The sequence below is a fragment of the Actinomyces oris genome (genome assembly GCF_001937665.1).
GTDB lineage: Bacteria > Actinomycetota > Actinomycetes > Actinomycetales > Actinomycetaceae > Actinomyces > Actinomyces stomatis.
In genome coordinates this window covers 89,523-109,060 of sequence record NZ_MSKL01000002.1, presented here as the reverse complement: position 1 = coordinate 109,060, position 19,538 = coordinate 89,523, and the positions used below count along the sequence as shown (strand labels likewise).

The window sequence follows — 19,538 nt, the reverse complement described above, 5'->3', positions numbered from 1 at the left end:
CGAGGAGGCAGCTGGGCGGGGGACGCCGGTGTGACGGGGCGTCACCTTCCGACTCCGGCGAGGGTGAGTGGGTGGACGGCGGCCGGCTCATGGCCGGAGGCGACCAGCAGCAGCTCGTGCCAGGCGGTCAGGTGGGGACCGAGGTAGGGGGTCGTGGGGGACCAGGATGCGCGAATCTCGGCGTGGGCGCAGGAGTCGGTGAGGGTCAGGCCGCCGAAGGTCTCGGACAGGACCCTGGTGACGGTTCCTACCAGCGAGTGGTAGCCGGCGCGGGAGTCCTCAAGTCCGTCGGTGAGCCAGCTCCAGGCGGCGGACTCGAAGACGGGGTCCATGCCGACCTCGTCGTCGATGCGGGCGCGCGCCTGAACCACGATGCGGAAGTCTCCGTCCCACGTCTCCTGACCGTCGGGGTCGTGGAGGACGACGAAGCGTCCCGTGGCCACGGGGGTGGCGCCGACTGTCTCAACGGTCTCAGCGCTCAGGGCGGCGGAGTAGGGGGCCAGCTTCTTAGGGGCGGGCACCTCCTCCATGAGGAGCCCACGGGGGCGGGGCGCGTCACGAAGGGACAGGAGCGCTTCCTCGAATCGTTCGGGGATGGCACCTGCCTCGTTCTGGCGCGGCCTACCGTTGACAGTCACGGATGCCACGCTAGTGCGCTACCGCAGCAGGCACATGAAGCCACGCCGCGCAGTGGGTTGCATTGTGTCAACGAGGTGCCTGCCTTTCTGAACGGATGTGCATCGGTCGTCTGCGGTGTGGTGGTATGCGGTCGGCCGAGATGTCGCCCGGCGGGGCTCGTCAGCGTCGGGCGATGAGCGTCTGCCCGGGAGACAGACAGGGCGGGTCGGAGTCAACCGGCTCCCAGGACAGGAGCACCGTTGCCAGATCGGGAGCGGGCCGCTGCTGCCCGGAGAGGTTGACGGCGACGACGATGTCCTCGTAGGTAACCGTGAGAACGTCGTCGGTCTCATCGACCTGCGGCCATGCGGTGCGCTGGGACCATGCCAGCTCGCGGCGCAGGGCGGTCAGCGCCCGGTACCAGGTCAGCATGCGGGCGTGCTCGGACTCCGCCACCTCCGACCAGTTCAGGCGTGATGCCTCGACGGTCCCAGCGGCCTGGGGGTCCGGGATCGCGTCGGCGTCCCAGCCGAAGCCGGCGAACTCCCGTACGCGCCCCTCACTGACGCTGCGGGCCAGATCCTCCTCCTCATGGTCGGTGAAGAACTGGAAGGGGGTGCGGGTTCCCCACTCCTCACCCATGAAGAGCATGGGCGTGTAGGGGGACAGAAGCACCAGGGCGGCAGTGGCGGCCAGGGCGGCATCATCGAGGCCGGCCGAGGGACGGTCCCCGACGGCTCGGTTGCCGACCTGGTCGTGGTCGGAGCCGAAGACGACGAATCGTCTGGGGTCGGTGCCCTCGGGCACGGGGGCGCCCCAGATCCTGTCCCTGAAGGTGGACCAGGTGCCGTTGTGGAGGAAGGCTCCGCCGTAGGCCTTGGCCCACGCACCGGGCTCGGCGAAGTCCCCGTAGTAGCCCTGGTCCTCCCCGGTGATCCGTGCGTGCAGGGCGTGGTGGACGTCGTCGGCCCATTGAGCGGTCATGCCCAGGCTGGGAGCCGTGGCCGGAGGCTCCTGGTCGGTGGGGGTGATGACCCCGACATCGTTGAGGTCGGCCTCAGCCACCAGGCTCAGGGGACGGCCCAGTTCGGCGGACAGGGCGGCCACGGCGTCCGAGAGCTCGGCCAGGACGTGCGCCTGGGGCGGGTCGGCGGCCTCGGCATCGTCCTTGATCTCATGGATGGCGTCCAGGCGCAGGGCGTCGATGTGGAAGTCGCGTAGCCAGCGCAGGGCCGAGTCGATGACGAAGGCGCGTACCTGATGGCTGCCGTCGTGGTCGTAGTTGACGGCCTCACCCCAGGGCGTGTGGTGGGTGGGGGTGAAGTAGGGCCCGAAGACGCTGAGGTAGTTGCCCGAAGGGCCCAGGTGGTTGTAGACGACGTCGAGGCACACGCCGATACCGGCGTGGTGGGCGGCGTCGACGAAGCGCATGAGGGCCTCGGGGCCTCCGTAGGCCTCGTGGACGGCCCACAGGCCGACTCCGTCATAGCCCCATCCGGCTCTGCCGGGGAAGGCCGCCAGCGGCATGAGCTCGATGATGTCAACGCCCAGCTCGGCCAGGTGACCCAGACGGGAGATGGCGCCGTCCAGGGTGCCCTCGGGGGTGAAGGTGCCCACGTGGAGCTCGTAGATGACCGAGCCGAGCAGGTCCTTGCCCGTCCAGTCCTGGTCTGTCCATCGCCAGGCGCTCGGGTCCACGGTTCGCGAGGGGCCGTGGACGCCGTCGGGCTGCAGGGCGCTTCGGGGGTCGGGACGGTCGGGGGAGCCGTCGACACGGAAGGCGTAGTCGGTGCCCGGCTCCAGGTCGAAGGGGGCGGTCCACCAGCCGTCCGGGGCCGGCACCATGTCGACCAGTCGGTCGTCGCCGGGCAGGTGCAGCTGGACAGTCCTCGCCGCCGGGGCCCACACGGGCACGCGGGGGCCCACGGGGAGGGCGGGCGAGCTCCAGGCCCGGGGGTCCGTCGGGCTCATCGGACGGCCTCCTCGGCGCAGTGGGCGGAGTCGGTCTCGCAATCCGGGGAGACGACCTTGGCCAGGACGACCACGGGGTCGTCCCCGACCACTTCGGCCAGAGGCCGGTTGCCTCCCTCCACGGTGCCGTTGCGCAGGACGTGCTCCCAGGTACCCTCCGGCAGCACGATGCTCTCCTCGCGCCATCCCCCCAGCTGCTCGAGTCGCCGGGACAGGCGCCTGACGATGACGACGACGTCGGGGATCTCGTCGAGCAGGCGGGTGTAGGCGAAGGCGAAAGAGGTGGTCACCGGGATCGTGCGGTAGCCCGAGCGGGGGCCGACGAAGGTGTGGGGGCGGGAGGCGCGCAGTCGCGCCAGACGCGAGGTGAGGAAGAGCTTGTCCTCGTCGAGACTGCGTGGGGCGGCTCCGGAGTCGAGGCGCTCCAGGGCATTGACGAGGCCCGAGGGGCCGGTGTAGTCCACCGTGCGGCGGTTATCGGGATCCACCAGCGAGGTGCGGGTGGTCTCGCTGCCCTGATAGATGTCGCTCACGCCCATCCAGGTCAGCGCCAGTGCCTTGCCGGCGAGGATGGCGGTGCGTACGGACCTGGCCGTCAGGGCCGCGAAGGCCTCGAGCTCGGCGGAGACCTCCTCACTGTTGAGCAGGTGGGTGGCGTAGTCGGTCAGGGCCTGCTCCCGAGCCAGGTCCGGGGCGGTCCAGGTGGTCCAGATCTTCTGCTCCCGGGAGGCCTTGATGAGGTAGGCGTTCAACCGCTCGGGGGTCATGGGATCGTCACTGTCGGGCGCCCAGGTTCCCCACAGGGTCTGCCACAGCAGGTTCTCGCTGCGTCCGTCGAGGTCCAGGGGGCGAACCTGGGCGGTCAAGGCGCGCAGACGGTGGATGAGGTCGCTCCACTCCTCGGCGTAGGAGGCCAGCACGTCCAGGCGCGCGCGCACGTCCTCGCCGCGCTTGGTGTCGTGGGTGGTGGAGGTGACCATCGTGTCGGGCCAGGTGTTCTGGACCCGGTCGGCCCAGGCGTGGGCCTCGTCGGTACTCAGCGCGAAGCCGGCCGGGTTGCCGCCGACCTCGGTGAGACTGGTCAGATGGGTCCAGCGGTAGAAGGCCGTGTCCTCCACGCCTTTGGCGGTGACGGCCCCGCACACCTGCTGGAAACGGATGATGGCCTCGGCGCGTTCAGGGGACTCCGACAGGCCTTCGGAGCCGACGGCCTCGCCCAGGAGGATGGCCACCACGAGGTCGAGGGTCTCTCCCTGGTCTGGTTCGAGGCGCTGACGGGCCCGCTCGGCGTCGGCCTGGAGGACGGCGGCCGTCTCCGGGCCGGGAGGCGTGCCGGGAACGACGTAGACCCGGTACTGGTCCGCGGCCACGAGCAGCTCGACGACGCAGGCCCGTAGGTCGCGCAGGGTGTGGTCGCGCAGGCGCACGTCCTGTGAGATCAGGGAGTCCAGGATGCGGGCCAGACGATCGACCTCCGCGGCCAACGATCCGGCGATGACCTCGCGCTTGGCCTCCTCGACGATGCGGTCGTAGTCCACGGGTGCGTCCCCGGTGATCTCATGCATGAGGGCGCCCAGCCGGGCGGCGCCGGCAGGGTCCACCTGGAGCTGGTCGATCCGCCAGGCGGCGTCGTAGCCGGTGGTTCCGGCGACCGGCCAGGAGGTGGGCAGGGACTCGCCGGGCGCCAGGATCTTCTCAGCGGCGATCCACGCCCCGTCTGTGGCCTGAGCCAGCTGGGTGAGGTAGCCGCCGGGGTCGGCCAGGCCGTCGGGGTGGTCGACTCGCAGGGCGCTGATGACTCCGGCCCGCATGAGCTCAAGGATGAGACCGTGGCTACCGGAGAAGACGTCAGGCTCCTCGACCCGGATCGCGGCCAGGGTGCCGACGTCGAAGAACCGCCGGTAGTTGATCTCCTCGTCGCCGACCTTCCAGTAGGCCAGGCGGTAGTGCTGGCGCTCGACAAGAACGTGCATCGGCAGCGACTCGGTGCCCTGTGCGACGGGGAAGGCGTGGTCGTAGTAGCGCAGGACCCACTGCTCGCCCAGGTCCTCCTGCCCCGGAACCACCATCTGCTCCAGGGTGAGCTCCTCCTCGGCCAGGACGGCGCCGATGCGCTTGCCCAGGATCGGCATGAGGATGGGCTCGTCGAGGGAGAGGTCGAACCAGGCGGCGTAGGGGGAGTCCGGTCCCTCTCGCAGCACCGACCACAGGGGCAGGTTGTGCCAGCCCGGGGTGGGCACGGCCATGTGGTTGGGGACGATGTCCACCACGACGCCCATCCCGTGGGCATCGGCCTCAGCGGCCAGGGACTCCAGCTGCTCCCGTCCGCCCATAACGGCCGAGACCCTGCGGTGATCGACGACGTCGTAGCCGTGGGTGGATCCCGGCGCGGCGGTGAGGATCGGGGAGAGGTAGAGGTCGGTGACTCCCAGATCGGCCAGGTAGGGGACCAGGGCCTTGGCGTCGGCGAAGGTGAGGTCCTCGCCCAGCTGGAGGCGGTAGGTGGTCACCGGAGTGCGGTGCTCAGGCGCCGGCACGTGACCCGACCAGGGTGCGTAGGCGGGTGTCTCCGCCGAGTCCGCTGAGTCAGCCCTCTCCACTGCTGCGTCCACTGCGTCGGTCATGTCACTTCCTGAGCTCGTCTGGTCTGCGTCGGGTGGTGCTGCTGATGGATATGTGTCCGGTTGCGCGTCGGAGTGCCGCGGAGAGCCCCTACCGCTGGTGCCGCTCCGTGGTGGCGTCGGACTCGGGGGCGTCCATGAGGAAGAGCATGGAACGGGCCTCGACCACGACGGTCTCATCAGCGGCGAGAACCGGGTCCGAGTCCCCGTCCACCGCAGGAGCCGTGTCCAGCGCGACCTTCCAGGTGGGGGCGTACCCCTCGCCCGGGAGGGTGAAGGTGATGTCCTCGTCGGAGGCGTTGATGAGCACGAGGAAGGAGTCGTCCACGATCCGCTGGCCCCGCTCATCGGGCTCGGCGATCGCCTCCCCGTTGAGGAAGACCATCATGGCCCGGGCGTACCAGGTGGTCCAGTCCTGGTCGGTCATGGACTCACCGGCCGGAGTGAGCCACTCGATCTCGCCGAGCTCGCTCTCCCCGCCGTGACCGGCGTCCCCGGTGAAGAAGCGCCGACGCCGCATCACCGGGTGGTCGCGACGCAGCCACATCATGGTGCGGGTGAACTCCAGCAGGTCATTGTCCTGCTCACTGAGATCCCAGTTGATCCAGGTGATCTCGTTGTCCTGGCAGTAGGCGTTGTTGTTGCCCCCCTGGGTGCGCCCCAGCTCGTCGCCGTGACAGATCATGGGCACGCCCTGACTGAACAGAACGGTGGCCAGGAAGTTGCGGGTCTGGCGCTGACGCAGCTCGTTGATCGCCGGGTCGTCAGTGGGTCCCTCGGCGCCGCAGTTCCAGGACCGGTTGTTGTTGTCGCCGTCGGCATTGCCCTCGAGGTTGGCCTCGTTGTGCTTCTCGTTGTAGGAGACCAGGTCGTGCAACGTGAAGCCGTCGTGGGCGGTGACGAAGTTGATGCTGGCCACCGGGGTGCGTCCGGCGTGCTGGTAGAGGTCGGAGGAGCCGGTGATACGGGAGGCGAACTCGCCCAGGGTGGAGGGCTCCCCTCGCCAGAAGTCTCGCACGGTGTCGCGGTACTTGCCGTTCCACTCGCTCCACAGGGCCGGGAAGCCGCCCACGTTGTAGCCGCCGTCGCCCACGTCCCAGGGCTCGGCGATGAGCTTGACCTGGGAGAGCACCGGGTCCTGGTGGATGATGTCGAAGAAGGCGCTGAGCTTGTCCACCTCATGGAACTGGCGGGCCAGGGTGGAGGCCAGATCGAAGCGGAACCCGTCGACGTGCATCTCAGTGACCCAGTAGCGCAGCGAGTCCATGATGAGCTGGAGGACTGCCGGCGAGCGCATGAGCAGCGAGTTGCCGGTGCCGGTGGTGTCGAAGTAGTGGGTCGGCGAGCCGTCGACGAGCCGGTAGTAGGAGCTGTTGTCGATGCCGCGGAAGGACAGGGTGGGGCCCAGGTGGTTGCCCTCGGCCGTGTGGTTGTAGACGACGTCCAGGATGACCTCGATGCCGGCCTCGTGGAAGGCCTTGACCATGGTCTTGAACTCCTGAACCTGCTCGCCCTCGGTGCCGTAGGCGGCGTAGGTGTTGTGCGGCGCGAAGAATCCGATCGTGTTGTAGCCCCAGTAGTTCGACAGACCCTTCTCCTGCAGGTGGGTGTCGTTGACGAACTGGTGGACCGGCATGAGCTCGATGGCCGTGACACCCAGGTTCTTGAGGTGGTCGATGACGGCGGGCTGAGCCAGGCCGGCGTAGGTGCCCCGCAGGCTCTCGGGAACCATCGGGTGCAGCTGGGTCATGCCCTTGACGTGGGCCTCGTAGATGATCGTCTCGTGGTACTCGTGGCCCGGGGGGCGGTCGTGGCCCCAGTCGAAGTAGGGGTTGATGACCACCGAGCGCATCGTGTGTCCCGCCGAGTCCTCCTCGTTGCGCACCTCCGGGTTGTCGAAGGAGTAGGAGTACAGCGTCTGGGACGGGGTCACCTCGCCGGAGATCGCCTTGGCGTAGGGGTCCAGCAGCAGCTTGGAGGGGTCGCAGCGGTGACCGGACGCCGGGTCGTAGGGGCCCGCCACCCGATAGCCGTACTTCTGGCCCGGCGAGATCCCTGGGAGGTAGGCGTGCCAGACGTCGCCGTCGACCTCCTTGAGCGCCAACCGCTCCTCATGGCCCTCGTCATCGAACAGGCACAGGTCGACACCGCTGGCGGCCGAGGAGTAGAGGGCGAAGTTCGTTCCCGAGCCGTCGTAGGTCGCCCCGAGCGGGTAGGGGTGGCCCGGCCAGATCTGGCGCTGGGGGGCTTCCTGAGGTTCCTGTGCGGCCTGAGGCGTCGGTGTCGTCGGCGTGGTCATGGGGACTACCCTGCCATGACTGAGGTGCGAAGGCAGGAGAGTGGGAGAAAGACATGTCACGTCGTGCCGCCTTCCGAGACGTCCTCGGGTGCTGTCCGGAGATCGAGGCGGGGGCCGGCGGGGCGTGAGACACCTCATGAGGAAACGGGCTCGGGTGAGTTTTGCCTCCGAGGGATACCTCTGCTAACTTTCTTCCCGCACCCCACAAGGGTGTCACGCGGATGTGGCTCAGTTGGTAGAGCATCACCTTGCCAAGGTGAGGGTCGCGGGTTCGAGTCCCGTCATCCGCTCGGGCGATTGGCGCAGCGGGAGCGCGCTTCCCTGACACGGAAGAGGTCACTGGTTCGATCCCAGTATCGCCCACCAGATTCGATGGTCGGACTGAGCCCGGAGCCCAGCGCTCCGGGCTCTTGTCGTCGTCGGAACAGGTGGCCGCACCCAGCGCGCCGGGTGGCATGTGTCACCGAGAAGCCGCGATTTCGTCGCCGAGTTCAGGACAATCGCCCGGAATCCTGCCGGATTCCACATGTGGACCGGTAGCGGTCGACGTCGACCGCGTGTCCGGATCGTGATGTCCCCATGATGGTCGGGAACGGGGCGTCCCGGTGTGCTCTACCATCTGGGGGAGGAGTTGGTCCCTGCGGCAAGAAACGGATGGATATGACGGAACGCTTCAGGCACCTGCTGCCCGTGGTCCTCGGTGGAGACATCGGCGCTTACGCCCTGGCACGGCAGCTTCACGAGGTCACCGGCACGTCGGTGACGGTCGTGGCCTCGGATCCGATCGTGGCGATCTCCGAGTCGGTCTACATCACCGTTGTCCACCAGGAGGCCGGCGCCCCGCCGGAGCGGACCATCGCGCTGCTGCGGAAGCTGGCCCAGGGCAGAGGGCCCCGCAGTGCCGTGCTCATGGCCAACACTGATGCCGCGGCCGCCATGATCTCCGCTCACCGCAGCGAGCTCGAGCCCACCTATGTCCTGCCCTTCCCGGACATCGACGTGCTCGACGCCGTCAGCGACAAGGCATCCTTCTCCCGTCTGTGCGCCGAGGTGGGGGTGCTCACGCCCCGGGAGGTCGTCGTCGACCTGGCCGACCCCGACTGCGAGCCTCCGACCAGTGCCTCCGAGCTCGGCCTGGAGTTCCCGCTCGTGGCCAAGGCCGCCATCGGCGCCGACTACGACCGCATCTCCTTCCCCGGCAAGCGCAAGATCTGGTTCATCGACGACGCGGCCGAGCTGGCCGGCATGTGGCGGAGCCTGAAGGACGCCGGCTACCGCTCGACCTTCCTGGTTCAGGAGTGCATCCCCGGTGACGACACCGCCATGCGCTCGGTGACCGCCTACATGGACTCCACCGGCGAGCTGCGCCTCATCGGCTCGGCGCGCGTCCTCCTGCAGGACCACGCGCCCACCATGATCGGCAACCCTGTCGCCATGATCACCGAGGCATTCCCCGACCTGTGGGACGCCACGAGCCGCCTGCTGCGTCACGCCGGCTACCGCGGATTCGCCAACCTCGACATCAAGGTGGACCCCCGCGACGGGCGAGAGCTCTTCTTCGAGGTCAACCCCCGTATCGGCCGAAACTCCTTCTACCTGACCGCCGCCGGTGCCAACCCCATGGCCGTCATGCTCAAGGACCTGGTCCTGGACCAGCGCGATGAGCCCGTCGAGGTCACCCGGCAGGTCCTCTACTCCCTGGTTCCCGATGGCGTCATCGCACGTTACGTGTCCGATGAGGCGCTGCGCCGCAAGGCCAAGAGCCTGGAGCGGGGCGTCGACCCGCTGCGCGACCCGGCCGAGCGCTCGCTTCGCCGGCGCGCGACGATCGAGCTCCAGCGCCTCAACCACTACCGCAAGTTCGCCCGCAACTATCCGCAACGAGTCGACAGGTCCCGCTGAATGCCCGAGAACGAGAACATGCCCGACAGCACCACTCCCGACGCCACGACTGACGCCACGGCCGAGACTGCCGCACCAACCCCCGAGAAGGCTCAGACGGCTCAACCGAACGAGAAGGGGCAGAAGGACAGCCGCCAGTCCGAGCAACCCGAGCAGAAGGTCGACACGACCGACAAGCCTGCCAAGACTGACAAGGCTGACAAGCCCAAGGCCTCTCGGCCCACGCACCCCGAACCGGTGCACTCCACCCCGGACCGCTCCGAGACCCTGCGGCGGGTCGACGGGCGCGAGATGCGCCTGGCCGTGGGCAACAGTCCCTTCCCGGTTGAGCAGACCGAGGCCTGGGAGCGCTTCGAGGTGGCCATGGGCCGTCCCCTGTGGGGCCGCTACCTCTATGAGGACGAGGGCAAGCCTGTGGCCGCCATCGCCCTGTACCGCTATGAGATGGGCGGCCAGACCTTCCTGTGGGCCAAGCACGGTCCGGTCTGGCTCAAGGAGCAGTCGCCCGAGCGCGAGGCGCACCTGCGCCGGCTGCTGCGCTCCGTGGTCAAGGAGCGCGATCGCTCCGTGCGCTTCATCCGCATGCACGTCCGTTACCGCGACACCGACCTGCGAGAGCTGCTGTCCACCATCACCTACGACCGCACCTACGTCATCGACCTGACGCCCAAGACGCCGGAGAAGATTGCCGCGATCATGCCCAAGGACGGCCGCCGTGCGGTCAAGCGTGCCGAGCGCGTGGCCCGGGAGGCCGGCTGCACCATCAGTGACGAGACCGGTCTGAGCCGCGAGGAGTTCGACAAGGTCTACGAGGTCCTGCGTGAGACCGCCGAGCGAGACGGCTTCAAGCCCCACGACGCCGAGGTCTACTGGACCATGCTGACGTCCCTGGGGGAGAAGAACGCCCGCTTGTTCGTGCTGCGTAAGGACGGCGTCCCCCATGCCTGGGACCTCATCCTCACCTCGGGCAAGGACTCCGTGGCCTACTACGGCGCCTCCTCCAACGAGTCGCGCACCTTCCGCGGAGCCGAGGCCCTGGACTGGTGGGCCGCCTGCACCCTGGCCCAGGAGGGCTACCGCGGCCTGGACCTCATGGGCGCCGGCTCCACCCGCGTCCCCTCGCTCTACACGGTGGGGCAGTACAAGAAGCGCTACGCCCAGCACGTCACCGAGGTGGATGGAGCCTGGGACATCCCGGTCTCCCGGGTCATCTACTCCGGGATGTGCACCGCCAAGCGCCTGCGTGACGCACTGCGCGCGCGGCGTGGCTCACGGGAGGACTGAGCCTACTCGCCCACGACGTAGACTCGCGGCCGAACCGGGGTGCACCAGTACAGCGCCCCGCACCAATGCAGCAGAGGAGACGAGCCCGTGTCAGACCAGCCCATGATTGAGATCACCCTCGACGGCGCGCCCCGCACCATTGAGGCGGGCAGCACGGGGGCGCTCCTCCTGCAGGACGCCGTCAAGAAGGACGGCGTCGTCGCGATGCGCGTCAACGGCGAGCCCTGGGACCTGGAGCGCCAGGTGCCTGCCGGCGCCGTCGTCGAGCCCATCACCCTGTCCAGCGAGGACGGCCTGAACATCCTGCGCCACAGCGCCACCCACGTCATGGCGCAGGCCGTCCAGGAGATGTTCCCCGACGTGAACCTCGGTATCGGCCCCTTCATTACTGACGGCTTCTACTACGACTTCGGCGCCATCGACGCCGTCACCCCCGAGATGCTGCGCGAGATCGAGAAGCGCATGAAGCGGATCGTCAAGGAGGGGCAGCGCTTCGTGCGCCGCGACATCACCGAGGCCCAGGGGCGTGAGGAGCTGGCCGACCAGCCCTACAAGCTCGAGCTCATCACCACCAAGGGCGCGGGCGCCGAGGGCGCCTCGGTCGAGGTCGGCGCCGGCGGGCTCACCATGTACGACAACGTCCGACGCGACGGCAGCGTCGCCTGGACCGACCTGTGCCGCGGCCCCCACCTGCCCTCGACCCGCCTCATCGGGCAGGGCTTCGCGCTGACCAAGTCCTCGTCCGCCTACTGGAAGGGTGACCAGTCCGGCGACTCCCTCCAGCGGATCTACGGCACCGCCTGGGCCAGCAAGGACGAGCTCAAGGCGTACCAGACCCGCCTGGCCGAGGCCGCCAAGCGTGACCACCGCAGGCTCGGCGCCGAGCTCGACCTCTACTCCTTCCCCGAGGAGATCGGCCCCGGCCTGGTGGTCTTCCACCCCAAGGGCGCCATGCTGCGCCACCAGATCGAGCAGTACGTCGTCGACCGCCACCTGGACTACGGCTTCGACTTCGTCCACACCCCCGAGATCTCCAAGGGCGGGCTCTTCCACACCTCGGGCCACCTGCCGTACTACGCCGACACCATGTTCCCCCCCATGCTCGCCGACGAGGAGCGTGACGCCGAGGGCAATATCACCAAGGCCGGCCAGGAGTACTACCTCAAGGCCATGAACTGCCCGATGCACAACCTCATCTTCCGCTCCCGAGGACGCTCCTACCGCGAGCTGCCGCTGCGCTTCTTCGAGATGGGCCACGACTACCGCTACGAGAAGTCCGGCGTCGTCCACGGGCTCACCCGCATGCGCGGCTTCACCCAGGACGACTCCCACACCTACTGCACCCCGGAGCAGGCCGGTGAGGAGATCCGCGCCCAGATCGACTTCTTCCTGTCGATCCTCAAGGCCTTCGGGCTGACCGACTTCTACCTCGAGCTGTCCACCCGAGACGAGGACGGCGCCAAGAAGGACAAGTTCATCGGCTCCGACGCCGACTGGGCCGCCGCCACGCAGGCCCTCCAGAACGCCTGCGACGCCTCCGGGCTGGAGGTCGTCCCCGACCCGGGCGGCGCCGCCTTCTACGGCCCCAAGGTCTCGGTGCAGGTCAAGGACGCCATCGGACGGACCTGGCAGATGTCCACCATCCAGTACGACTTCAACCAGCCCGAGCGCTTCAACCTGGAGTACACGGCCGCCGACGGCACCCACCAGCGCCCCATCATGATCCACTCGGCCAAGCTGGGCAGTGTGGAGCGCTTCATCGGAGTGCTCACCGAGCACTACGCAGGCGCCTTCCCCGCCTGGCTCTCCCCGGTGCAGGTCCGTCTCATTCCCGTGGCCGAGGCCTTCGACGCCTACGTCGACGACGTCGCCGCCCAGCTGCGCGCCCAGGGAGTGCGAGTCGAGGTGGACCACTCCGATGACCGCTTCGGCAAGAAGATCCGCAATGCCTCCAAGGACAAGATCCCCTTCACCCTCATCGCCGGGGGAGAGGACGCCGAGGCCGGCGCCGTCTCCTTCCGGTTCCGTGACGGCCAGCAGACCAACGGAGTGCCCGTGAAGGAGGCCGTGGCCCACATCGTCCGTGTCATCGACGCCCGTATCAACGAGCCGGCGGGGGAGAAGCTGCACAGTGACTGAGGAAGCGACTGGAGAGACGATCAGCACCCCCGGAGTCGGCGACGACGTTGAGATGGAGGCGCCCTTCTACCACGAGGGCGCTCCGCAGGCCTTTCAGCGTCTGTGGACCCCTCACCGCATGGTCTACATCGGGGGGCAGAACAAACCCTCGGACGACACCCCCGAACAGTGCCCGTTCTGCACGGGGCCGGATCGCCGTGACGACGAGGCTCTCATCGTCCACCGGGGCGAGACCAGCTACGTCATCATGAACCTCTACCCGTACAACACCGGCCACCTGCTGGTATGCCCCTATCGGCACATCTCCGACTGGACCGAGGCCACCGCGGCCGAGCGTCAGGAGATCGGTGAGCTGACCGCCACCGCCATGAGTGTCGTGCGCTCGGTGAGCCGCCCCCACGGATTCAACCTGGGTATGAACCAGGGCGAGGTCGCCGGTGCGGGGATCGCCGCTCATCTCCACCAGCACATCGTGCCGCGCTGGAAGGGAGACGCGAACTTCATGCCCATCATCGGTCGGACCAAGCCCGTGCCCCAGCTGCTCGGCGAGCAGCGGGACATGCTCGCCGCCGCCTGGCCCGCCCGTACCGGGCAGCCCGGGGACTGATCCCCCTGGCCCTCCTCGGTGAAGTCCGTCAGGCTGAGGGCAACCCCGTCCGTCTCAGTCCCGCCCGCTCCATCACGGCTCGTCTCTCCGACTACTCACCCGAGACCTAAGGACCTCATGCTCGGCAACCATGGCCGCGGCCTGACCAAGGCCCTGTTCACCCGCCCCGCCCTCGCGCTCGGGCGGCTCGGGGTGACGCCCAACATGCTCACCGTCACCGGAACGGCCCTGTCCGTGACGGCAGCGGTCACCCTGCTGCCGCAGGGGCACTTCGTGGCCGGACCCCTCGTCCTGCTCGTGGTGCTGGTGGCCGACTCCTTCGACGGCATTCTGGCCCGAGCCACCGGGAAGAGCTCGGTCTTCGGAGCCTTCCTGGACTCCACCATGGACCGCCTGGCCGACGGCGCCGTCCTGGGCTCCCTGGCGGCCTGGGCGGCACTGTCCATGCCGGCCGGCGTGCTGCGCACCGTGACTGTCGTGGCGGCCCTGGCCGCCGTCGTCACCGCGGCCACTGTCCCCTATGCCCGAGCGCGGGCCGAGTCCATCGGCGCCACCGCCTCCGTGGGGATCGCCGAGCGCACCGACCGGCTCCTCGTAGCGCTCGGCGCCACCTTCATCGTGGGGCTCGGGGCCCCCCAGTGGGTGCTCACCATCGGGCTCCTCTACGTGGCGGTCGCCTCCTTCATCACCGTGATCCAACGCGTGCGCACCGTCCACCAGCAGTCCCGGCAGGCGGGTGATCCGGCATGAGGCTGCGCCTGTCCGCCGTCTCCGGCGCCTACCGCCTGGCCTGGCGAGGTACTCGACACCTGCCTGCGCCGGTGGGCTACGGCCTGGCGCACACCGTTGCCGACGCGCTGTGGGTCTGGCAGCGCCTGAGGCGCAGCACCACCGGGGTGGGACAGCTCGAGCGCAACCTGTCGCGCATCCTCCCTGCGGGGACGCCGCCACGTACCCTGCGCCGGGCCACACGAGCAGGAATGCGCTCCTACATGCGCTACTTCTACGAGGCCTTCGCCCTGCCCGGAATCACGCCGGAGCAGGTCCTTGCGCGTGTACGCACCGACGTCGACCCCCGGCTGCATGAGGACGTGCGCGAGGGCAGCATCGTCATGGCGCTGCCGCACATGGGCAACTGGGACCTCATCGGAGCCTGGGCATGCCGCGAGCTCGCCACCGTTCTGACCGTCGCCGAACGTCTGGAGCCCGAGGATCTCTTCGAGCAGTTCGTCTCCTTCCGTCAGTCACTGGGCATGCGCATCATCGGTCAGGCCCACGGGGAGAAGGTCTTCGACCGTCTCCTGGAGACGGCGAGCCAGGGACACTACGTCGTCGCGCTCCTGGCCGATCGAGATCTGTCCTCGGCCGGCATCACAGCGCAGCTGGGCGGTGCCACCGCACGGGTGGCCGCCGGTCCCGCGGCGATCGCCCAACGCCTGGGGCGTCCCCTGTACGCCGCCTCGATCCACTACGAGCCACTGACCGGTGAGCGGCGCCGTCGCGCGGGATCGCCCTGGGGACTCGTGCTGACCGCCCGCAGGGTTCCGGCGCCGCAGAATCTGGAGGGACGCGAGCAGGTCGCGGCGCACACTCGCGCCTGGGTCGCCGAGCTGGACCCCTTGATCGCCGAGCACACCGAGGACTGGCACATGCTCCAGCCCGTCTTCGACGCCGACCTGGATCAGGAACGCCTCGCTCGCAGCCACGCCCGTGAGCAACAGGCCGTCCACGAGGAGGACGCATGAGGATCGGTATCGTCTGCCCCTACTCCTTCGACGCTCACGGAGGAGTCCAGGTTCACGTCATGGACCTGGCCGGTGAGCTCTTCCGGCGCGGCCACGAGGTCCAGGTCCTTGCACCGGCCTCCCAGGACACCGACCTGCCGGACTGGGTCACCAGCGCCGGTGACTCCATCGCCATTCCCTACAACGGCTCGGTGGCGCGACTGAACTTCGGCGCTCTCGTGGCCAGGCGGGCCCGACGCTGGCTGGAGGCCGGGAACTTCGACATCCTTCACATCCACGAGCCCATCACCCCCAGCGTGGGGATGCTGGCCCTCCAAGCCGCCACCGGACCGGTCGTGGGCACCTTTCACGCCGCCATGGACCGCTCACTCGCCCGTGAGCTGCTGAGCCCGGCGACGGTGCCGCTCATGGAGAAGCTCTCGGCCCGTATCGCCGTCTCGGAGGAGGCCCGCCGCACCCTCATCCAGTACCATGGTGGCGACGCCGTCGTCATTCCCAACGGCGTCAACGTGAAGCCCTTCGCCGACGCTCCCAAGGACGACCCCCGATTCCGGGGTACGGATGAGATCCCCACCATCTCCTTCCTGGGGCGCCTCGACGAGCCCCGCAAGGGACTGCGAGTCCTGGCCGATGCCATCCCGGCGGTGCTGGAGTCGGTGCCGGGTGCGCGCTTCCTCATCGCAGGTCGTGGGCAGGCCCAGGAGATCCGCGACGAGCTGGCCCACTTCGGTGAGTCCGTGGTCTTCCTGGGAGGAGTCAGTGATGAGGACAAGGCCGCCATGCTGGCGTCGGCCAGCTGCTACGTGGCTCCGCAGACCGGAGGGGAGTCCTTCGGCATCGTCCTGGTGGAGGCCATGGCCGCAGGTACCCGGGTCATCGCCTCCGACCTCAAAGCCTTCTCCGACGTGCTCGGCGAGGGCCGTTACGGGGCGCTGTTCCGCAACGAGGACGGCGATGACCTGGCCCGGGTCATCATCAACACCCTGCAGGACGTGACGGCAGCCCGGGCCCGCACCCAGGCGGCCTCCCAGGTGGTCGGGCGCTATGACTGGTCCGCGGTCACCGACGAGGTCCTCGATGTCTACGACATGGCCCTGTCCACCGCTCACACCCGGGTGGAGCCCGCCCCCGGTTCGCGCACCATGCTGGGTCGTCTGCGCGATGCCCTGGACGACTAGAAGCTGATCTCAGGAGTGATGAGGAACCGACCATGGCAACCATGACGACGGCCATGACACAGGCCATCGATATCCCCGCCGGTGCAACGACGGCAATGCCGGCGGCTTCCTCCACGGGGGCCGGCGCGATGACGGCTCCGATATGGAGCATTGTCGTGCTGCTGGTCGGGCTGGCCGTGGCCATTGGGTGGGCGCTCTACGCCAGGGCGGTGCGGGTGGACCGGCTGCACCGGCAGGTACTGGGCTCCCGGGCCACGCTTGAGGCTCAGCTCGTTCACCGGGCCGAGGCCGCGGCGGAGCTGGCCACCGTCCCGGCGCTGGATCCGGCCTCCGGACTGCTGCTCAGCAGGGCCGCTCGCGAGGCGCTGGATGCCGAGGGGCCTATCGTCGACGACGGTCTGGACAGCTCCGCGCCGCTCGAGAGCACCCCCCATCCTCATCCTGCTTCCGGCGGCGAGGCGCTCCCTGCGCCGACCACCCGCAGTCGAGCCCTCATCGAGTCCGACCTCAGCCGGGTCCTGCGGACAGTGGTGTCCGAGTCCGCGCGTCGCGACCTGTCCGCTGACCCGCTGAGCGTGTCGGCACTCAACCGTCTGGACCGGGCCTGCTCACGCCTGGTCCTGGCCCGCAGGTTCCACAACACCCACGTCAGCGAGGCCCAGGTGCTCAGGGCGCGCCTACTTGTTCGGATGTGTCACCTGGCTGGGCACGCCCCCATGCCCCAGACCTTCGATGCCGACGACGACACCACCCCTGAGATGCAGCCGGACCACGACGACGAGGTGCAAGTGAGGTGAATCGATGAGCATGCCTCCCAGTCCCTGGGCCCCCCGCCCCGGTTACCGGCGCTCCAGCGCCCTACCGCAGACCCCGGCCGACTCCGGCTCCCTTTCCGGATCCGGGCAGCGTTACCAGGTTCATCGTGAGAGTCGTGATGCGGATCGTTCACGTTCCTCGGCTCCTGAGGACGGCCCGCAACAGTCCGAGCAGGTGGCCTCTCTCATTCCATCCGGCATCCCGGCGATCGTCGGGGCGATTGTCATGATTGCCGCGATCATTGTCTTCTCCCTGTGCACCCTGTATGTCTTCGCAGAACTCCGCAGGGACTTCGGCCCGGTCGTGCTCCCATCGTTCCAGCTGGCTCTCATCCCGTTAGCCGGGGTGCTTGTGGCCACGATGCTTCTAGCGGGAGTGTTCTGGTACGTCCGCTGGGAGCCCAGGCCCCCCGGTCTGTTCACGGCGGTCACTCTCATGGTGGCATTCCTGTGGGGGACGAGTGTCTCCACCCTCTGCTCGTTGGTGGTCAACGTCTGGGTGGCTCAGGTCATTACAGAGGCCATGGGGGATCCGGGTGCGGCCGGGGTGATTTCAGCACCTCTGGTCGAGGAGATGACCAAGGGGCTGGGCGTCCTGTTCGTCTTCCTCATCTGGCGCCGGACGATCAACGGCACGATCGATGGGGTCGTGTACGCGGCCTTCACTGCCGCAGGGTTCGCCTTCGTTGAGAATATTCTCTACTTCGTTCAGGGATGGGAGTACGTGGGGAGCATCTTCGTCATGCGGGGAGTCTTGTCCCCGTTCGCTCACCTGACGTTCACTGCCTGCACGGGGGTAGCCATCGGCGTTTCCTCTCGCCGCCGGTCTCAGTACGCGTGGGCGTGGATGGCTCCCGTGGGCCTGGTCGGTGCGATTCTGCTTCACGCGACCTGGAACGGGTTCGTCGCGGTGAACTTCGGGGTGTATCTGCTGCTTCAGTTCCCGTTCTACGCTCTGTGTGCCGGACTGGTCTCGTGCCTGCGCTGGAGTGAGCGTCGGTCCATGCGCCGTGGGATAGAGGACTACGCCCGCGCCGGCTGGTTCTCCCCGGCCGAGGTTCAGATGCTCGCCACCGGTGCAGGGCGTCGGGCGGGCAGACGGTGGGCCGCCACCAGGGGGCCACGGGCCTCAGCGGCCATGAACACCTTCCAGAAGGGTGCCGCGGAGCTCGCCCAGCTGCGCCAGCAGGCCGTGGACAGTCATGATCGAGGTGAGCTCTCCGTCAAGGAGACCGAGCTGCTCGACCGGATCAGCTCAGCGCGACGAACCTTCCTCGGAGCCGGGTAGAAGGCGGCAGGAGCCAACGGATGTCTTGTGACGGTTCGGGTCTCACTGCGTGAGCACCTGGGGTCGTTCGGGAGGCACGGGGTAGCATGCGTGGCATCAGTATCTTTTCACGGAGACGTCGCTGCCGCCCCGGTGCGGAGGCGACGGCTCACGACCGGAGGACCACGATTGAGTACAGAGCAGACCACCCCCAGCACCGGAACCCTCACCGTGAAGCGCGGCATGGCGGACATGCTCAAGGGCGGCGTCATCATGGACGTCGTCACGCCCGAGCAGGCCCGTATCGCCCAGGACGCGGGAGCCGTTGCCGTCATGGCCCTCGAGCGCGTCCCCGCCGACATTCGAGCCCAGGGCGGCGTTGCCCGCATGAGCGACCCCGACCTCATCACAGGCATCATCGAGGCTGTCTCCATCCCGGTGATGGCCAAGGCCCGTATCGGCCACTTCGTGGAAGCGCAGGTCCTCCAGAGCCTCGGTGTGGACTACATCGACGAGTCCGAGGTCCTCACCCCTGCCGACTACACCCACCACATCGACAAGCAGTCCTTCACCGTTCCTTTCGTCTGCGGAGCCACCAACCTGGGTGAGGCGCTGCGCCGCATCACTGAGGGCGCGGCCATGATCCGGTCCAAGGGTGAGGCCGGCACTGGGGACGTCTCCAACGCAGTGACCCACATGCGTACGATCCGCGACGAGATCCGCCGCCTGACCTCGCTGCCCGAGGACGAGCTCTACGTGGCCGCCAAGGAGCTCGCCGCCCCTTATGAGCTCGTCGCCGAGGTCGCCCGCACCGGGCACCTGCCCGTCGTGCTGTTCACCGCCGGCGGTATCGCCACTCCGGCCGACGCCGCCATGATGATGCAGATGGGGGCCGAGGGCGTCTTCGTGGGCTCGGGCATCTTCAAGTCCGGCGACCCCGCCAAGCGGGCCGCCGCCATCGTGCGCGCCACCGCGCAGTTCGACGCCCCCGACGTCATCGCCGAGGTCTCACGCGGACTGGGAGAGGCGATGGTGGGGATCAACGTCGACGAGATCCCCGAGCCCCACCGCCTGGCGGAACGCGGCTGGTGA

The 19,538-nt window shown here is 68.5% G+C and carries 14 protein-coding genes and 2 tRNA genes; 12 read left to right on the top strand and 4 right to left on the bottom strand.

The annotated features are described in order from the left end of the window. Positions 1-41: 41 nt before the first annotated feature. From BKH28_RS00655 to glgX, 4 genes are all read right to left on the bottom strand, one after another. Positions 42-647 carry a DUF3000 domain-containing protein gene (locus tag BKH28_RS00655; protein ID WP_075417012.1) on the bottom strand — a complete coding sequence of 202 codons (606 nt, stop codon included), beginning with the start codon at positions 645-647 and terminating at the stop codon, positions 42-44. A gap of 151 nt (positions 648-798) precedes the next feature. Then, on the bottom strand, positions 799-2,589 hold the full coding sequence (treZ, locus tag BKH28_RS00650) for a malto-oligosyltrehalose trehalohydrolase (protein WP_075417011.1): 1,791 nt from the start codon (positions 2,587-2,589) through the stop codon (positions 799-801). After that, positions 2,586-5,213, bottom strand: coding sequence for a malto-oligosyltrehalose synthase (gene treY, locus BKH28_RS00645; RefSeq protein WP_075417010.1), 2,628 nt, complete (start codon positions 5,211-5,213; stop codon positions 2,586-2,588). Before treY ends, treZ begins: the two co-directional genes overlap by 4 nt. An 88-nt stretch (positions 5,214-5,301) precedes the next feature. After that, on the bottom strand, positions 5,302-7,509 hold the full coding sequence (glgX, locus tag BKH28_RS00640) for a glycogen debranching protein GlgX (RefSeq protein ID WP_075417009.1): 2,208 nt from the start codon (positions 7,507-7,509) through the stop codon (positions 5,302-5,304). 217 nt (positions 7,510-7,726) lie between these two features. Between glgX and BKH28_RS00635 the strand changes: the two genes are divergently transcribed. From BKH28_RS00635 to pdxS, 12 genes are all read left to right on the top strand, one after another. Next, positions 7,727-7,799 (top strand) — tRNA-Gly (locus tag BKH28_RS00635). A 1-nt stretch (position 7,800) separates the two neighbouring features. Continuing rightward, positions 7,801-7,875, top strand: a tRNA-Val gene (locus tag BKH28_RS00630). A 294-nt stretch (positions 7,876-8,169) separates the two neighbouring features. Next, positions 8,170-9,411 (top strand): carboxylate--amine ligase, encoded by a 1,242-nt coding sequence (locus BKH28_RS00620; protein ID WP_081379977.1) that lies wholly within the window; start codon positions 8,170-8,172, stop codon positions 9,409-9,411. Further along, positions 9,412-10,695 (top strand): lipid II:glycine glycyltransferase FemX, encoded by a 1,284-nt coding sequence (locus BKH28_RS00615; RefSeq protein WP_075417007.1) that lies wholly within the window; start codon positions 9,412-9,414, stop codon positions 10,693-10,695. 87 nt (positions 10,696-10,782) lie between these two features. Then, complete coding sequence (gene thrS, locus BKH28_RS00610; RefSeq protein ID WP_143224030.1) at positions 10,783-12,834, top strand: threonine--tRNA ligase; 2,052 nt, start codon at positions 10,783-10,785, stop codon at positions 12,832-12,834. After that, positions 12,827-13,441 carry an HIT family protein gene (locus BKH28_RS00605; RefSeq protein WP_075417006.1) on the top strand — a complete coding sequence of 205 codons (615 nt, stop codon included), beginning with the start codon at positions 12,827-12,829 and terminating at the stop codon, positions 13,439-13,441. Before thrS ends, BKH28_RS00605 begins: the two co-directional genes overlap by 8 nt. Before the next feature lie 117 nt (positions 13,442-13,558). Continuing rightward, entirely contained in the window at positions 13,559-14,191 is a 633-nt protein-coding gene (gene pgsA / locus BKH28_RS00600; RefSeq protein WP_075417005.1) for a phosphatidylinositol phosphate synthase, read from the top strand. Beyond that, positions 14,188-15,186, top strand: a complete 999-nt coding sequence (locus BKH28_RS00595; RefSeq protein WP_075417004.1) for a phosphatidylinositol mannoside acyltransferase — start codon at positions 14,188-14,190, stop codon at positions 15,184-15,186. Before pgsA ends, BKH28_RS00595 begins: the two co-directional genes overlap by 4 nt. Further along, complete coding sequence (locus tag BKH28_RS00590) at positions 15,183-16,364, top strand: glycosyltransferase family 4 protein (RefSeq protein ID WP_075417003.1); 1,182 nt, start codon at positions 15,183-15,185, stop codon at positions 16,362-16,364. The genes BKH28_RS00595 and BKH28_RS00590 overlap by 4 nt, the downstream gene beginning before the upstream one ends. 32 nt (positions 16,365-16,396) lie before the next feature. Further along, positions 16,397-17,161 carry a hypothetical protein gene (locus BKH28_RS00585; protein WP_081379976.1) on the top strand — a complete coding sequence of 255 codons (765 nt, stop codon included), beginning with the start codon at positions 16,397-16,399 and terminating at the stop codon, positions 17,159-17,161. A 4-nt stretch (positions 17,162-17,165) separates the two neighbouring features. Then, on the top strand, positions 17,166-18,467 hold the full coding sequence (locus BKH28_RS00580; protein ID WP_081379975.1) for a PrsW family intramembrane metalloprotease: 1,302 nt from the start codon (positions 17,166-17,168) through the stop codon (positions 18,465-18,467). Between the two features lie 168 nt (positions 18,468-18,635). After that, positions 18,636-19,538: a pyridoxal 5'-phosphate synthase lyase subunit PdxS gene (pdxS, locus tag BKH28_RS00575; protein ID WP_075417001.1), complete on the top strand. Its 903-nt coding sequence runs from the start codon at positions 18,636-18,638 to the stop codon at positions 19,536-19,538.

Coding starts and splice junctions, on each gene's coding strand:
- treZ (WP_075417011.1), bottom strand. CDS start 2,589: ATGAGCCCGACGGACCCCCGGGCCTGGAGCTCGCCCGCCCTCCCCGTG.
- treY (WP_075417010.1), bottom strand. CDS start 5,213: ATGACCGACGCAGTGGACGCAGCAGTGGAGAGGGCTGACTCAGCGGAC.
- glgX (WP_075417009.1), bottom strand. CDS start 7,509: ATGACCACGCCGACGACACCGACGCCTCAGGCCGCACAGGAACCTCAG.
- BKH28_RS00620 (WP_081379977.1), top strand. CDS start 8,170: ATGACGGAACGCTTCAGGCACCTGCTGCCCGTGGTCCTCGGTGGAGAC.
- BKH28_RS00615 (WP_075417007.1), top strand. CDS start 9,412: ATGCCCGAGAACGAGAACATGCCCGACAGCACCACTCCCGACGCCACG.
- pgsA (WP_075417005.1), top strand. CDS start 13,559: ATGCTCGGCAACCATGGCCGCGGCCTGACCAAGGCCCTGTTCACCCGC.
- BKH28_RS00595 (WP_075417004.1), top strand. CDS start 14,188: ATGAGGCTGCGCCTGTCCGCCGTCTCCGGCGCCTACCGCCTGGCCTGG.
- BKH28_RS00590 (WP_075417003.1), top strand. CDS start 15,183: ATGAGGATCGGTATCGTCTGCCCCTACTCCTTCGACGCTCACGGAGGA.
- BKH28_RS00585 (WP_081379976.1), top strand. CDS start 16,397: ATGGCAACCATGACGACGGCCATGACACAGGCCATCGATATCCCCGCC.
- BKH28_RS00580 (WP_081379975.1), top strand. CDS start 17,166: ATGAGCATGCCTCCCAGTCCCTGGGCCCCCCGCCCCGGTTACCGGCGC.